This window comes from Micromonospora profundi (assembly GCF_011927785.1).
Lineage (GTDB): Bacteria > Actinomycetota > Actinomycetes > Mycobacteriales > Micromonosporaceae > Micromonospora > Micromonospora profundi.
In genome coordinates this window covers 4,443,878-4,459,273 of record NZ_JAATJK010000001.1, presented here as the reverse complement: position 1 = coordinate 4,459,273, position 15,396 = coordinate 4,443,878, and the positions used below count along the sequence as shown (strand labels likewise).

The 15,396-nt window shown below is 71.8% G+C and carries 14 protein-coding genes and 1 pseudogene; 12 read left to right on the top strand and 3 right to left on the bottom strand.

Annotated features, from left to right (window positions below):
• Positions 1-340: 340 nt before the first annotated feature.
• The 9 genes and pseudogenes from F4558_RS19590 to F4558_RS19550 form a co-directional block, all read left to right on the top strand.
• On the top strand, positions 341-1,681 hold the full coding sequence (locus F4558_RS19590) for an MATE family efflux transporter (protein WP_053652516.1): 1,341 nt from the start codon (positions 341-343) through the stop codon (positions 1,679-1,681).
• A 31-nt stretch (positions 1,682-1,712) separates the two neighbouring features.
• Positions 1,713-2,597, top strand: coding sequence for a tRNA pseudouridine(55) synthase TruB (gene truB, locus F4558_RS19585; RefSeq protein ID WP_167945419.1), 885 nt, complete (start codon positions 1,713-1,715; stop codon positions 2,595-2,597).
• Positions 2,598-2,718: 121 nt separating this feature from the next.
• The gene (locus F4558_RS19580) at positions 2,719-3,648 is read left to right on the top strand and encodes a bifunctional riboflavin kinase/FAD synthetase (protein ID WP_053652517.1); all 930 of its coding nucleotides are present in this window, start codon (positions 2,719-2,721) and stop codon (positions 3,646-3,648) included.
• 202 nt (positions 3,649-3,850) lie between these two features.
• A complete protein-coding gene (gene rpsO, locus F4558_RS19575) occupies positions 3,851-4,120 on the top strand; it encodes a 30S ribosomal protein S15 (RefSeq protein ID WP_030337594.1) in 270 nt (89 codons plus the stop codon).
• 226 nt (positions 4,121-4,346) lie between these two features.
• A complete protein-coding gene (locus tag F4558_RS19570) occupies positions 4,347-6,734 on the top strand; it encodes a polyribonucleotide nucleotidyltransferase (RefSeq protein WP_053652518.1) in 2,388 nt (795 codons plus the stop codon).
• Positions 6,735-6,781: 47 nt separating this feature from the next.
• The gene (locus F4558_RS19565; RefSeq protein ID WP_167945418.1) at positions 6,782-8,209 is read left to right on the top strand and encodes a M16 family metallopeptidase; all 1,428 of its coding nucleotides are present in this window, start codon (positions 6,782-6,784) and stop codon (positions 8,207-8,209) included.
• 130 nt (positions 8,210-8,339) lie between these two features.
• The gene (gene dapB, locus F4558_RS19560) at positions 8,340-9,122 is read left to right on the top strand and encodes a 4-hydroxy-tetrahydrodipicolinate reductase (RefSeq protein WP_376767552.1); all 783 of its coding nucleotides are present in this window, start codon (positions 8,340-8,342) and stop codon (positions 9,120-9,122) included.
• Positions 9,123-9,203: 81 nt separating this feature from the next.
• Entirely contained in the window at positions 9,204-9,674 is a 471-nt protein-coding gene (locus tag F4558_RS19555; RefSeq protein ID WP_167945416.1) for a GNAT family N-acetyltransferase, read from the top strand.
• 104 nt (positions 9,675-9,778) lie between these two features.
• Positions 9,779-9,907, top strand: a pseudogene (locus F4558_RS19550) (4-hydroxy-tetrahydrodipicolinate reductase); the annotation flags it as partial.
• 21 nt (positions 9,908-9,928) lie between these two features.
• Here F4558_RS19550 and F4558_RS19545 read toward each other — a convergent pair.
• On the bottom strand, positions 9,929-10,306 hold the full coding sequence (locus tag F4558_RS19545; protein ID WP_167945415.1) for a VOC family protein: 378 nt from the start codon (positions 10,304-10,306) through the stop codon (positions 9,929-9,931).
• A gap of 95 nt (positions 10,307-10,401) precedes the next feature.
• A complete protein-coding gene (locus F4558_RS19540; RefSeq protein WP_167945414.1) occupies positions 10,402-10,986 on the bottom strand; it encodes a GNAT family N-acetyltransferase in 585 nt (194 codons plus the stop codon).
• Between the two features lie 35 nt (positions 10,987-11,021).
• Here F4558_RS19540 and F4558_RS19535 point away from each other — a divergent pair, with 35 nt between their 5' ends.
• Positions 11,022-12,296, top strand: a complete 1,275-nt coding sequence (locus F4558_RS19535; RefSeq protein ID WP_167945413.1) for a glycosyltransferase family 87 protein — start codon at positions 11,022-11,024, stop codon at positions 12,294-12,296.
• Here the strand turns inward: F4558_RS19535 and F4558_RS19530 are convergent.
• A complete protein-coding gene (locus tag F4558_RS19530) occupies positions 12,195-12,746 on the bottom strand; it encodes a GNAT family N-acetyltransferase (protein WP_167945412.1) in 552 nt (183 codons plus the stop codon). The two genes, F4558_RS19535 and F4558_RS19530, sit on opposite strands and share 102 nt — an antisense overlap.
• A 78-nt stretch (positions 12,747-12,824) precedes the next feature.
• On the opposite strand from F4558_RS19530, the gene F4558_RS19525 reads away from it, so the two are divergent.
• Positions 12,825-14,054 carry a winged helix-turn-helix domain-containing protein gene (locus F4558_RS19525; protein ID WP_167945411.1) on the top strand — a complete coding sequence of 410 codons (1,230 nt, stop codon included), beginning with the start codon at positions 12,825-12,827 and terminating at the stop codon, positions 14,052-14,054.
• Positions 14,055-14,118: 64 nt separating this feature from the next.
• The gene (locus tag F4558_RS19520) at positions 14,119-14,799 is read left to right on the top strand and encodes a DUF2752 domain-containing protein (RefSeq protein ID WP_376767596.1); all 681 of its coding nucleotides are present in this window, start codon (positions 14,119-14,121) and stop codon (positions 14,797-14,799) included.
• Positions 14,800-15,396 lie beyond the last annotated feature (597 nt).

Below are 15,396 nucleotides of genomic sequence, written 5' to 3'. Positions count from 1 at the left end.
TACTGCGGCGCCGGGGCACCGTACTGCGGAGCCGGGGGCTGCTCGTAGGAGGGGTACCCGCCCTGCTGCGGAGCTGGCGGCCCGCTCCAGGGTGTGACGTTGGGGTCGGGCTGTTGCCCTTCGTGCGGGGGATAGTTGCTGCTCAATGTAGGCCCTATCGCTGTCAAAATGTGAACCACGGGAGTGGGAGTCCCGACCAGGGTAATGACCTCCGCAAGTGGAACGCTCTCGGTCCCGCCTCCGAGGGCATCGATCCCTTCGCTGTTCACGCCGAGCGAGGGATGCGTAAGCAATCACTCCTCTTGTGCTCCTTACAAGGGCCGTGCCAGGATCGGCGGCGATGAACCAGCCAGCCCTCACCGGCACCGCGGCGGCCACCAACGAGCCAGCCTCGCCGCGCCGGATCGCCGCACTCGCCCTACCGGCCCTCGTCGTGCTCGCCGCCGAGCCGCTCTATGTGCTCGTCGACACGGCAGTGGTCGGGCACCTCGGCCGGGTGCCGCTCGCCGCGCTCGCCATCGGCGGCACTGTGATGACACTCACCGCCTGGGTCGGCACCGTGGTCGCGTACGGCACCACAGGCCGCTCGGCCCGCCGATTCGGCGCCGGCGACCGGGCGGCAGCCGTGGCCGAGGGAGTCCAGTCGTCCTGGCTGGCGCTCGGCGTCGGACTGCTGATCGCGGTCGGGATGCAGTTCGGCGGGGGCGCGCTCGCGCGTACCCTCGCAGGCGGTGGTGGCGAGGTGGCCGACGCCGCCGCACACTGGCTGCGGATCGCGGCCCTCGGCGCCCCCGGCCTGCTGCTCGCCGCAGCCGGCAACGGCTGGTTGCGGGGCGTGCAGGACACCCGTCGCCCACTGCTCTTCGTGCTCGGGCCCAACCTGCTCTCCGCGCTGCTGTGCCCGCTGCTTGTCTATCCCGTCGGGCTGGGCCTCATCGGGTCGGCGATCGCCAACGTCGTCGCGCAGACGCTCTGCGGGGTGCTCTTCGCGGCGGCGCTGATCTCCGAGCGGGTGTCGCTGCGGCCCCGACCGCGGGTGATCCGCCAGCAGTTGGTGCTCAGCCGGGACCTGCTGATCCGCGGCGTGGCGTTCCAGGCCAGCTTCCTCTCCGCGACAGCCGTCGCCGCCCGCTTCGGCGCCGCCGCCGTCGGCGCGCACCAGATCGCCCTGCAACTCTGGTTCTTCACAGCGCTGGTGCTCGACGCGCTGGCCATCGCCGCGCAGTCCCTGGTGGGCGCTGCCCTCGGCGGTGGGGACGACGCGGGCGCGCGGGCGCTGGCCCGCCGGATCGGGCTGCTCGGCGGCGTCTGCGGCGTCGCCTTCGCGCTGCTCATCGCCGCCGGCGCGGGCGTCGTACCGTCGTGGTTCACCTCCGACCCGCAGGTACGCGAACAGGCAATGGTGGCGTGGCCGTGGTTCGTCGTCATGCTGCCGCTGGCCGGGGTGGTGTTCGCCCTCGACGGCGTGCTGATCGGCGCCGGCGACGTCGTCTACCTGCGCAACCTCACAATCGTGGCGGCGGTCGGCGGTTTCCTGCCGGCCATCTGGCTGGCCTATGCGCTCGACCTGGGGCTGGGCGGGATCTGGGCCGGGCTCACCCTGTTCGTGGTGATCCGCCTGGTCGCCCTGCTGTTGCGGTTGCGCGACGGCAGGTGGGCGGTGGTCGGGGCCGTCCGTTGACCGGGGGCCGCGTCTGGCAGGCTTGGGCGACGTGAGCACCGATGGTCTGATCGTTGTCGACAAGCCCGGCGGCATGACGTCGCACGACGTGGTGGCGCGGATCCGCCGGCTGGCGAAGACCCGACGGGTCGGGCACGGCGGCACCCTCGATCCGATGGCCACCGGCGTGCTGGTCATCGGCGTCGGTCGCGCCACCCGGCTGCTGACCTACGTGATCGGCGCAGGCAAGAGCTACACCGGCACCATCCGGCTCGGCCAGGCGACAGTCACCGACGACGCCGAGGGCGATGTGATCGCCACCACCCCCGCCGGCCAGGTCACCGACGATGCCATCCGGGCCGCACTGGACGCGCTCAGCGGCGAGGTCGACCAGCGACCCAGCGCCGTGAGCGCCATCAAGATCGACGGGCAGCGGGCGTACAAGCGGGTCCGGGACGGGGAGAGCGTCGAACTTCCCGCCCGGCGGGTCACCATCTCCCGACTGGACGTACTGGAGATCCACCGCGACACACCTGACGTGGTCGACGTGGACGTGGCCGTGACGTGCTCCTCGGGGACGTACATCCGGGCGATCGCACGGGACGCGGGCCTGGCGCTCGGTGTCGGTGGGCACCTGACCGCGCTGCGCCGTACGGCCGTGGGTGGCTTCACCCTCGCTGAGGCGGCCACCCTCGACGAACTGGAGCAGCGCGCCCCGGACGTGGTGAACCTGCCACTGGACGCGGCGGCCGACAGGTTCTTCGCGCGGCGGGAGGCGACGCCCGACGAGGCGCGGGTGCTCGCCCACGGCGGGCCGCTGGATCCGGCCGGCCTCACCGGCCCGTACGCCGTCTTCGGCCCGGCCGGAGGTCTGATCGCTATCGTCAGCGAGCGGGACGGTCGGGCCCGAGCGGAGATCGTGCTCGCCCCGGCCTGACGGCGAGTGCAGGCAGCTACGGCGCAGTCTGGCGCGGAGCCGCCTGGCCAGTGGTTAATAAGGGGCCCTTCCTCTACACCAGGCGTTAGAAGGGGGCCCTTCCTTGCAGGGGAGGAACGGCATGCAGCGGTGGCGGGGGTACGACGCGGCGCCCGGTGGCTGGGGGCGCTCGGTCGTCACCATCGGCGTGTTCGACGGCGTGCACAAGGGGCACCAGGCGACCATCGGGCACGCCGTGGCCCGGGCACGGGAGTTGGGCGTGCAGTCGGTGGTGGTCACGTTCGACCCGCACCCGGCCGAGGTGGTCCGGCCCGGCTCCCACCCGGCGGTGCTCACCGAACCGGCCCGCAAGGCCGAGTTGATCGAGGCGCTCGGCGTGGACGTGCTCTGCGTGGTGCCGTTCACCCCGGAGTTCTCCCGGCTGCCGCCCGAGCAGTTCGTGCACGACATCCTCGTCGAGCACCTGCACGCGGCACTGGTGGTGGTGGGCAGCAACTTCCGCTTCGGGCACCGGGCTGCCGGCGACGTGGCGCTGCTGGAGCGGCTGGGCCAGACCTTCGGCTTCGGCGTCGAGGACGCCCCACTCGTCACGCAGGACGGCACTGTCTTCTCCTCCACGTACATCCGATCCTGCGTCGACGCGGGTGACGTGGGGGCGGCCGCCGCCGCGCTGGGCCGTCAGCACCGGGTGGAGGGGGTGGTGGTCCGTGGCGACCAGCGCGGCCGGGTGCTGGGCTTCCCCACCGCCAACCTGCTCTGCCACAGGTACGCGGCGGTTCCCGCCGACGGGGTGTACGCGGCCCGACTGATCCGCAGGGGGCAGCGCGAGCCGCTGATGTCGGCGGTGTCGGTGGGCACCAACCCGACGTTCTCCGGCCGGGAGCGACGTGTGGAGGCGTACGCGCTGGACTTCGACGGTGACCTCTACGGTGAGCGGCTGGCGTTGGACTTCGTGACGCACCTGCGTGGTCAGGTCCGGTACGACTCGGTCGAGCCGTTGATCGCCCAGATCGAAGAGGACGTCGCACGCACCCGGCGCGCCTTGAGCTGATCACCGCGGGAGGATCGCGCCGCTCCCGACGAGCCCTTCACCGGGCGGTTCCGCCGGGGGCTGGTAGTCTTGCCGGGACGTCGGGTGACCGGCGTGGGGCCTCGCGTGCCTGCTCGACGCCGCGGGTGCGAGGTACCGGTCCGTTACCGGTCCAGCTGGACGACGGACACCCACTTGATCAACCCATCGAAACAGGGAGAACATGGCGCTCGACCAGGAAGCCAAGGCCAGCATCCGCGCGGAGTACGCGACCGCCGAGGGCGACACCGGTTCGCCGGAGGTCCAGGTAGCGGTCCTCACCAAGCGGATCGCCGAGCTGACCGAGCACCTGAAGGTGCACAAGCACGACCACCACAGCCGCCGTGGGCTGCTGCTGCTGGTCGGCCGTCGCCGTCGGCTGCTCAACTACGTCCAGAAGAAGGACATTGCCCGCTACCGGTCGCTCATCGAGCGGCTCGGCCTGCGCCGGTGACGTGACGGGGGAGTGGCCGACCGGCCGCTCCCCCGTACCGCGTCCCACCTGAAGAACACGGGCCGCGCGACCACCCGACAGGGAGCCGGTCAGCGTACCGGTCTCCGGTAGTGGCCCCCGGGAATCCCGGCATCATGCCGGCCACCCGGGCGCTTCGATCGAAGACCGGCCGGCTGAGCAGCTCCCCGATGTCGTGGGCCCACGACGCGAAGGAGCACTACAGCACATGACCGAGACCAAACTCGGCACCGAATCCCGCACCGCCGTGATCGACAACGGGTCCTTCGGCACCCGCGAGATCACCTTCTCCACCGGTCGGCTGGCCCGCCAGGCCGCCGGTTCCGTCATCGCCCAGCTGGGCGAGACGGTGGTCCTCTCCGCCACCACCGCCGGCAAGCAGCCGAAGGAGCAGTTCGACTTCTTCCCGCTGACCGTCGACGTCGAGGAGCGGATGTACGCCGCGGGCCGCATCCCCGGCTCGTTCTTCCGCCGTGAGGGTCGGCCCAGCGAGGACGCGATCCTCACCTGCCGGCTGATCGACCGTCCGCTGCGCCCGTCGTTCGTCAAGGGCCTGCGCAACGAGGTCCAGGTCGTCGAGACCATCCTCGCGCTCGACCCGCAGCACCCGTACGACGTCGTGGCGATCAACGCCGCCTCGATGTCGACGAAGCTCTCCGGCCTGCCGTTCTCCGGCCCGATCGGTGCGACCCGGGTCGCCCACATCGATGGCCAGTGGGTCGCCTTCCCGACCCTGGAGGAGCTGGCTCGCGCCACCTTCGACATGGTCGTGGCCGGCCGCACGCTCGAAGACGGCGACGTCGCGATCATGATGGTCGAGGCGGAGGCCACGCCGAACGCCGTCGCCCTGATCTCGGCCGGCGCGACCGCCCCGACCGAGGAGGTCGTGGCCAGCGGCCTGGAGGCCGCGAAGCCCGCGATCCGTGAGCTGTGCCGCGCGCAGAGCGAGCTGGCCGAGGTCGCCGCCAAGCCGGTCTCCGAGTTCCCGGTCTTCCTGGACTACCAGGACGACGTGTACGCCGCCGTCTCCGACGTGGCCCGCGCCGACGTGGCCGAGGCGATCACCATCGCCGGCAAGGCCGACCGCGAGGAGGCCCTGGACCGGGTCAAGACGCGGGTCGCCGAGGAGCTTGGCGCCCGGTTCGAGGGTCGGGAGAAGGAGCTCAGCGCCGCCTTCCGGTCGCTGACCAAGTCCGAGGTGCGCAACCGCGTGCTGCGCGAGCAGGTCCGCATGGACGGCCGTGGCCCGCGTGACATCCGTACGCTGACCGCCGAGGTCGGCGTGCTGCCCCGGGTGCACGGTTCGGCGCTGTTCGAGCGGGGCGAGACCCAGATCCTGGGCGTCACCACGCTGAACATGCTCCGCATGGAGCAGATGGTGGACACGCTGTCCCCGGAGAACCGCAAGCGCTACATGCACAACTACAACTTCCCGCCGTACTCGACCGGTGAGACCGGCCGGGTCGGCTCGCCGAAGCGTCGCGAGATCGGCCACGGTGCTCTCGCCGAGCGCGCGCTGATCCCGGTGCTGCCGTCGCGCGAGGAGTTCCCGTACGCCATCCGGCAGGTCTCCGAGGCGCTCGGCTCCAACGGCTCCACCTCGATGGGTTCGGTCTGCGCGTCGACGCTGGGCCTGCTCTCCGCGGGTGTGCCGCTCAAGGCGCCGGTCGCCGGCATCGCGATGGGGCTCATCTCCGACGAGGTGGACGGCAAGACCCAGTACGTGACGCTCACCGACATCCTCGGTGCCGAGGACGCGTTCGGTGACATGGACTTCAAGGTCGCCGGCACGCCGGAGTTCGTGACCGCGCTCCAGCTCGACACCAAGCTCAACGGCATCCCGTCGGACGTGCTGGCCGCCGCGCTTCAGCAGGCCAACGAGGCCCGGCAGGTCATCCTCGGCGTGATGAAGGCGGCGATCGAGGCTCCGGCCGAGATGTCCGACTACGCGCCGCGGGTCACCACCGTCAAGATCCCGGTCGACAAGATCGGCATGGTGATCGGCCCGAAGGGGCAGACCATCAACGCGATCCAGGACGAGACCGGCGCCGAGATCTCCATCGAGGACGACGGCACGATCTACGTCGGCGCCACCAACGGCCCGTCGGCCCAGGCGGCCGTCGACCGGATCAACGGGATCGCCAACCCGACGCTGCCGAAGCAGGGCGAGCGGTTCCTCGGCACGGTGGTCAAGACCGCCGCGTTCGGGGCGTTCATCTCGCTGCTGCCCGGCCGCGACGGTCTGCTGCACATCTCCAAGGTCGGCGACGGCAAGCGGGTCGAGCGCGTCGAGGACTTCCTCAACGTCGGCGACCGGGTCGAGGTCGAGATCGCGGACATCGACGCCCGCGGCAAGATCTACCTGGACAAGGTCCGCCCGGAGGGCGCCGAGGCGCCCGCCGCCGGTGAGGCCGCCGGTGGCGACCGGCCGGCCAGCCGCGACCGGGGCGACCGTGGTCCGCGTGACCGGGGCGACCGCGAGCGTGGCGGCGACCGGGGCGGCCGTGGCCCGGAGCGTGGCGAGGGCGGCGGCAACGGTGGCGGCGAGGGTGGCGAGGGCGGCGAGCGTCCGCGCCGCCGGACCCGGCACAGCTGACCTCCAGTACCCGCAACACCCACCCCTCGTCGAGCCGGGAGCAACACGTGAGTCGGGCCTTCAGTGCGCCGTTTCCACCGGATCGACGGGGGGTGGCCTCGACTGGCTGGCAAGCCAGTGAGTCGAGCCGAGCCCGGGACGCCGGGACGGGCCGCTCCGGCGGCTCCGCCCGCGCGGTGACCCGGACCCTCAGCGACGACCCGCTGGGCGGCACGGTACGTCGTACCGTGCTGCCCAGCGGTCTGCGCGTGCTCACCGAGGCGATTCCGGCGATGCGCAGCGTGTCCTTCGGGATCTGGGTGGCGGTGGGCTCGCGGGACGAGACCCGTCCCCAGGCCGGCGCCGCGCACTTCCTGGAGCACCTGCTCTTCAAGGGCACCCACAAGCGCACCGCCCTGGAGATCTCGTCGCAGATCGAGGCGGTGGGCGGCGAGACCAACGCCTTCACCACGAAGGAATACACCTGCTACTACGCCCGCGTGCTGGACGAGGACCTGCCGCTGGCGATCGACGTGATGTGCGACCTGGTCGCCGACTCCCTGCTGGAACCGGCCGACGTGGAGACCGAGCGTGGCGTGATCCTGGAGGAGATCGCCATGCACGACGACGAGCCCGGTGACGAGGTGCACGACCTCTTCGCCCGAGCCGTCTACGGCGACCACCCCCTCGGTCGGCTGATCTCCGGCACCGAGGAGACCGTCACGCCGATGACCCGCCGGCAGATCCAGAACTTCTACCGGGGTCGCTACACAGCGCCGCAGATCGTCATCGCCGCAGCCGGCAACCTCGACCACGCCACGGTGGTCAAGCTGGTCCGCCAGGCCGTGCGCGGCACACCACTGGACAGCGACCCGGCCGCACCGGCACCACACCGCGCGGCCACCCCTGCGGTACGCACCAAGCCGGCCACCACAGTGGTCGAGCCGAAGGAGACCGAGCAGGCGCACGTCATCCTCGGCTGCCCCGGCATCGACCGCATCGACGAGCGGCGCTTCGCCCTCGGGGTGCTCAACAACGTGCTCGGCGGCGGCATGTCCAGCCGCCTGTTCCAGGAGATCCGTGAGCAGCGCGGCCTCGCGTACTCGGTCTACTCCTACGCCAGCCAGTACGCCGACAGCGGCCTGTTCGCCGTCTACGCCGGCTGCGCGCCCGGCAAGGTGGACGAGGTGCTGGCCCTGACCCGCGCCGAGCTGGCCCGGGTCGCCGCCGACGGGTTGACCGAGACGGAGGTGGCCCGGGGCAAGGGGATGAGCAAGGGCTCGTTCGTGCTCGGCCTGGAGGACACCGGCTCCCGGATGAGTCGCCTCGCCAAGGGTGAGCTGCTCTACGGCGACCTGATGCCTGTGGACGAGCTGCTGCGCCGCGTCGACGAGGTCACAGTGGCCGACGTCAACACGCTCGCCGCGGAGCTGCTGGCCCGACCGATGTCGCTGGCAGTGGTCGGCCCGTTCGGCGCCGGCGACTTCTCCGCCTGAAAACCGCCGCCGGTGCTCGCACCGCCGTCGGTCACCCGTCGCTCGCGTAACCGGGGCGTCGGTCAGGGCGTGCTCCCGGATGGTGGGTGCGGACCCCGTCCGGCAGGAGCCGCCCGCCCCGATTGGTAGGTTGTGGCCCGTGACGGACACGCAGGAGAGGAACCCGGGCGAGCCGCTGCGGGTCGGTGTGCTCGGTGCCCGGGGGCGGATGGGCATCGAGGTCTGCAAGGCGGTCGACGCCGCCGACGATCTCGAGCTGGTGGCAGCGGTCGACCAGGGCGACGACCTCTCCGCCGTCTCCGGTGCCGGTGCTCAGGTCGTCGTCGACTTCACCACGCCGGACGCCGTCATGGACAACCTCCGCTGGTGCGTCGAGCACGGCATCAGCGCTGTCGTCGGCACCACCGGCTTCACCGAGCAGCGGCTGGAGCAGGTACGCGGCTGGCTGGCCGACAAACCCGACGTCAGCATGGTGATCGCGCCCAACTTCGGCATCGGCGCGGTGCTGATGATGCAGTTCGCCGCGCGAGCCGCCCGCTACTTCGAGTCCGTCGAGATCATCGAGCAGCACCACCCGCGCAAGCTGGACGCGCCGAGCGGCACCGCCACGCACACCGCACGGCAGATCGCCCAGGCCCGCGCCGAGGCCGGCCTCGGCCCCGTGCCCGACGCCACCAGGGACGAGGTGCCGGGCGCGCGGGGCGCCGACATCGACGGGGTACGCGTACACGCCGTCCGCGCCACAGGCCTCGTCGCCCACCAGGAGGTGCTCTTCGGCACCACAGGCGAGACGCTCACCATCCGGCACGACTCGTACGACCGGGTGTCGTTCATGCCCGGTGTGCTGCTGGCCGTCCGCGCGGTGCGCAACCACCCAGGCCTCACCGTCGGCCTGGACTCCCTGCTCGACTGACCGGAGATCTTGGACAGTTTCCGTTCTCGCGTAACGGAAATTGTCCAAGATCTCTCTGTCCGGGCTGGGTAGCATCCGCCGATGATCGATGATGGACACTTGGATCGGCTTGGGCGACGGGTCACACTCAGGCCGGTCGACGACGACAACTGGCGGGCGGTGGCCGATGTCGCCCCCCGCGACGACCAACGCCGGTTTGTGGCCGCGCTGGGCGCGCGCTACCTGCTGCTGAGCACCCGTTCCGAGGTGTGGAACTCCCTGGCCGTATACGCCGACGAGATAGTCGTCGGGCACGTCATGTGGGGCGTGGACGACGACGGCTCGCACTGGATCGGCGGAATGCTGATCGACGCCGCCGAGCAGCGCCGCGGCGTGGGCCGCGCGACGGTGCGTACCCTGGCCGCCTGGCTGTCCGCTCGGGAGGGAAACCGGCTAATCCGCCTCTCCTACCACCCGGACAACACCGGGGCCGCCGCCCTCTACAGCTCCCTGGGCTTCCAGCCCACCGGCGACACCGATGACGAAGAGTTGATCACCCAACTCCGCCCCTAACCCCTCGGCCGCCCCCACCCCCGTTGGTCATGAAGTTAACGCCACGACACGCCGTGCCGGATGACAACAACTTCATGATCAAGCGGGGTGGGGCGAGGGCGGGAGGGTTGGCGCTCACCATCCGGCACGACTCGTACGACCGGGTGTCGTTCATGCCCGGTGTGCTGCTGGCCGTCCGCGAGGTGCGCAACCGCCCCGGCCTCACCGTCGGCCTGGACGCTTTGCTCGACTGACAGCGCGCCTCGTGGCTTCGCCTACTGCTCCAGGACGGAGAGGACGTTGCCGGCCGGGTCGGTGAACCACGCGATCGTCGGTCCGTGCCCGCGCATGATCCCCTTCTCGTCCTGCGGCATCCCGTCGTAGCGGGCGAAGCGCACCCCGCGCGCGGTCAACTCGTCGACCGTCCGGTCCACGTCGTCGACAGGGAAGTTGAGCACCGTGTAGGTCGCCGGCGTGTGGTCACGCTTCGGGTAGACCAGGATGGGCCGGTCCCCGGCGATGTGCAGGGTCAGCAGCCCGCCCATCGCATCGTCACGGGTGACGCGCAGGCCGAGGGTGTCGCCGTAGAACCGCTGGGCCTCGTCGACGTCATCCACCGAGAACCCGCTGAACGCTCTGGTGTCTGTGAACACTGTGCCCCCTCGCTGTGGGGCGCGGTCGCTGCCCCCTGACCCCGACCGTAGGCGAACGGTCCGACATCAGGGGCTAGTCCGGCGGGCGTGCCGCGTCAGTCGTCGGCCGGCACCTTCTCGGCCGGGACGCCCACGTGCAGGCGTACCTGCGGCACCAGCATGTCGTCGACGTCCAGCGCGCGGGCCGCGCCGTCGGCCTCCCAGCCGGTGCTGGTCAGGAACTTCCGCGTCGCCTCGTCACCCTCGAACGCCCAGGCCACCGCCCGGCTGAGCCCGTCCTCCCGCCACAGGTCGACCGCCGCGGCGAGCAGCCGGCTGCCGTGCCCACGCCGACCCCAGCGCGGCTCGACCAGCAGGTCGGTCACCGCCGCCACGTCCGGGCCGAGCGCCTCGGCCGGCTCGCCCGGAGCCAGCGCCTCGGCGTCGGCCGGGCCGGAGGCGGCGAACCCCACCAGATACGATTGCTCGGCCTGTTCGACGGCGACAAGCACCCGGTGCGCCGCCGAGGGCGGCTCCAGCACCGCGGCGCTCCACCGCCGGGCGAGGAACGCCTCGTCCAGGTTGTCGAGCACGTGCCGCGGAAGGATCCGGCGGTACGCGACCCGCCAGGTCGCGAGCTGGATGCGTGCGATTTCGCCGGCGTCCTCGGGACGCGCCGGGCGGACGTACCCGAGAGCCATGGGACGGAAGCCTACGCAGGGCCAGGGAGGCGACGGTGGCGCAGGGTGCCAACAAGACGACCGCGCAGGTCGCGGGCGTGGTGGTGCTCGCCGCGGCGGTCACCGCGTTCCTCGCCGTGGCGGCCGTCCGGCACGGCTTCTTCGACCTCAAGGTCTACTACGGCGCGCTGACCTGGTGGGTGCACGACGGCGGGGAGATCTACGACTACCTCAAACCCGGCACCCAGTACGGCTTCACCTACCCCCCGTTCGCCGCGCTGGTCATGGTCCCGATGGCGTACCTGCCGTGGACCGCCGCGATCATCGTGAGCGTGACGGCAAGCGTGGTCACCACCACGCTGCTGATCTGGTGGCTGGTAGACCCGATCGCCCGCCGCGCCGGCTGGACGCGCTGGTTCGCCCTGGCCGTGGCGCTCTGCCTGGCCGCAGCCTTCGAGCCGATGCGGGAAACCGTCAACTTCGGCCAGGTCAACACACTGCTGCTCTTCCTGGTGGCGGTGGACCTGCTGCGGCTGCTGCCGACCGGCAACCGGTGGGCGGGCGCGGGCATCGGCCTGGCCACGGCGATCAAACTGACCCCGGGCATCTTCATCGTCTACCTGCTGGTCACCGGGCGGTGGCGCGCGGCGCTGACCGCCAGCGGCACCGCAGCCGGTGTCACTCTGCTGGCCGGGGCGCTCTTTCCGAACGCGTCGAGGGAGTTCTGGACCGAAGCGCTGTGGAACACCGGCCGGGTGGGCGAACTCGCCTTCGTCTCCAACCAGTCGCTGCGCGGGGTGGTGGCCCGACTCGACCCGCAGCACCCGAGCACCCTGCTGTGGCTGCTGCTGGTGCTCGCCACCCTGGCGCTCTGGGCCTGGCGCTCCCGGGCCGCCGTCGCGGCCGGCGACGAGGCGACCGGCCTGGCGCTCACCGGCGCGGTGATGTGCCTGGTCAGCCCCGTCACCTGGGTGCACCACCTGGTCTGGTTGCTGCCCGCGCTGATCCTGCTCGTCGACAACGCGATGGCCGCGCCCGCAGGCCGCCGCAGGCGGGTCCTGCTTGCCGCCGCGACCATCGGGTACGCGCTGCTGATCAGCCGTACGGTGTGGTTCTGGGAGAAGGACTTCACAGGCGTCGACGGTTTCCTGGGCAGCAACGCGTACGTATGGATCAGCCTCGCGCTGCTGGCCTTCCTGCCGATCCGCCGGTGGCTGACCCCACCCGGGTCAGCCGTCGAGGCGTCCGGCGTACCGCAGCTCGACCAGCCCGAGCGGCCCACGCCCGCCGGCGAGCGGCACCTGATAGGTCGCCTGCTCACCGTCCGGTGACAACCCGGCCCGCTCGCAGAACCGGCGTGCCCGCACGTTGTCCGCCAACACCCACAGTCGATAGTCGGTCCAGCCCCGCTCACCGAGCCCGGCCCGCGCGGCGGCGAACAGCGCAGCGGCCGTCCCGTCACCCCAGAACGCCGGCTCGACGTAGAGCGCCAGCACCTCGCCGACGGCCGGGTCCAGGTCGTCGCGGTCCTGGTTTCGACGGTACGGCCCGAACGTGGTGAAGCCGACGACCAGTCCGTCCGCCTCGCCGAGCAGCGTGGTGAACGGGTGCTCCGGGTCGGCGGTGCCGACGGCACGGCGGCGCTGCGCCCAGGCCGCCACGTTCAGCCGTGCGAGCACCTCGTCCGGCATGAAACCGGCGTAACCCGCCTGCCAGCCGTGCACGTGCACCCGGGCAACCGCGTCGGCGTCGTCCGGCTCCTCACGGCGGATCGTCAGCATTGCACCGTTCTATGCCCAGTGACGGTCCGAGTCCACTTCCCGCACCGGCGTCGTACCCATGATTTAGGGTCGCCGACGATGGCCGCACTGGAATCACTCTCGCTCGCACAGGCCCGGCGTGTGGCGCTCGCAGCCCAGGGCTTCGCCGACCCGGCGCCTGCCGGCGTGCCCACACGCCGGCACCTGCGCCGGGTCCTCGACCGGGTCGGTCTGATCCAGATGGACTCGGTGAACGTGCTGCAACGCGCGCACTACATGCCGCTCTACAGCCGCCTCGGTCCGTACCCGACGACGATGCTCGACCAGGCCGCCTACCGCCGGCCGCGTGAGCTGTTCGAGTACTGGGGCCACGAGGCGTCGCTCGTCCCGGTCGGGCTGCACCCGCTGTTGCGCTGGCGGATGGCCCGCGCGCACAGCGAGTCCTGGGGAGGCATGCGACGCATCGCCGAGGAGCAGCCGGAGCTTGTCGCCTGGGTACGCGACGAGGTGGCCGCCCGTGGCCCGCTGACCGCTGCCGAGATCGAGCACGACGCGCCCCGCGAGACCGGCAACTGGGGGTGGAACTGGTCGGCAGTGAAGCGGGCGCTGGAGTTCCTGTTCTGGGCCGGCGAGGTGACCGCAGCGGAGCGCACCACGTCCTTCGCGCGCCGCTACGACCTGCCCGAGCGGGTCCTCCCGTCGGCCGTGCTGGCCGCGCCAACCCCGACCGACGCCGAGGCGTACCGGAGTCTGGTGGCCCTCGCCGCGCGCTCGCTGGGGGTGGCGGCCGAGCCGGAGTTGCGCGACTATTTCCGGCTGCCACTGGCCGGCGCCCGCCAGGCCATCGCGGAGCTGGCCGAGGCCGGTGAGCTGGTGCCGGTCACCGTCGCGGGTTGGCGACAGCCGGCCTGGCTGCACGCGTCGGCCCGACTGCCTCGCTGGGTTCGGGGCAACACGCTTGTCAGCCCCTTCGATCCCCTGGTCTGGGAGCGGGCCCGCACCGAGCGGCTCTTCGACTTCACCTACCGCATCGAGATCTACGTGCCGGCGCCGCAGCGGGTCCACGGCTACTACGTGCTGCCGTTCCTGCAGGGCGACCGGTTCACCGCCCGGGTCGACCTGAAGGCCGACCGTAAGGCGGGGGTGCTGCTGGTGCCGGCCGCGTGGGTCGAGCCGGGCGCCGACCCGGGGGAGACCTCGGTAGCCCTGGCGGCCGAGCTGTACCGGCTCGCCGACTGGCTGGGGCTGAGCGCGGTGGCACCGCCCGCAGCCGGCGATCTGGCGGGCCCGCTCACCGCCGCGTTGGCCGGCGTGTCCGGTGTACCGTGAGCGCGTGACGAGCGTTCCCGGACCGGTCGACCAGCCGAACCCCGCCCCCGGGGCGGTCCACACGGTGTCACCCGAAGCCGCTGGCCCGGACGCGGCCGGCCCTGGTGCTGCCGGCCCGGTTGGCCCTGGCGCTGCTGGCCCGGTTGCTGCTGGCCCGGTTGCCGCTGGCCCTGGCGCTGCTGGCCCTGGCGCTGCTGGCCCGCCTGCTGGCGGCCCGGTTCCGGCCGGTCCGGTCGCTGCTGGCTCTGCCGGGTGGCCGGCGGGTCCTCCGCCGGGCTATGGCTACCCGACACCGGAGCCGGACCGATTCACCCGGTTCGTGTTGCGGCTCTACGAGCGTTCGCCGCGCTGGGCCGTGCCGCTGGCAGCCGTCGGCTGCGTTGCCGCCGGCATGGGCTACGCGCTGCTGAGCAACCCGACCCACGCCAACCCGGACGCCGCGCCGACCTGCCTGCTCAAGCTGACGACCGGGTTGGACTGTCCGGGCTGCGGTGGCACCCGAGCCCTCTGGTACGTGCTGCACGGCGACCTGCCGGCCGCTGCCCGGCACCACTTCCTGTTCGTCTTCGCGCTGCCGTTCCTGGCGTACCTCTTCGTCGCCTGGGCGGGCAACCAGGCGTTCGGCTGGCGGCTGCCCGAGCTGCGGATCAGCTCCAAGGTCATCGGCGGTTTCCTGGCCGCGTGGCTCGCCTTCTCGGTACTGCGCAACCTGCCCTGGGCCCCGTTCACCTCGTTCTACGTCTGACCGCCTCCGGGCGAGCCTGACCCCCGGCCGGGGGCGAGGTAGGACCTTTCCGTGCCCCTGTCGAGCTGCCCCAGATGTGGGGCATGAGGGCGCCGCCCTGGTGGTGCGGGGCGCAGGCCGCAGCCAGATCTTTGCACCGGGCCGGCGCACACCGCCCACCGATCAGCGCCTGCCCCATATCCGGGGCAGCTCTACAGGCAGGCGGAGGCCAGCACCGCGGTGGTACGCCGATGGTGGTTGGGGTGGGCCGACGCGCTCACCCAGCGCCTCATCGCGTCCGGACCGAGTGTTTCGCGCCAACCCATCAGGCCAAGGGAGGCGGCAGGGGCCGGCGGGAATCGGCGGGAATCGGCGGGGCCGGCCGGGTCGGCGGAGGGCCGGCGGGGGTCGGCGGGGGCCGGCGGAGGTCGGCGGGACGCAGGTGGGCTTGCGGACCGCGCAGCGTGCGCCCCAGATGTGGGGCAGGTCTACAGGGAGTCGGGGAGGTGCTGGGGTCGGCGGGGGTCGGCGGCCTTGTCGAGATCTTGGACACGTATGACCCCGCTGGTTCGGGAAGCGTCGGTGATTGGGCTGCGGCTGGGCGGTTTCTGCACCGCG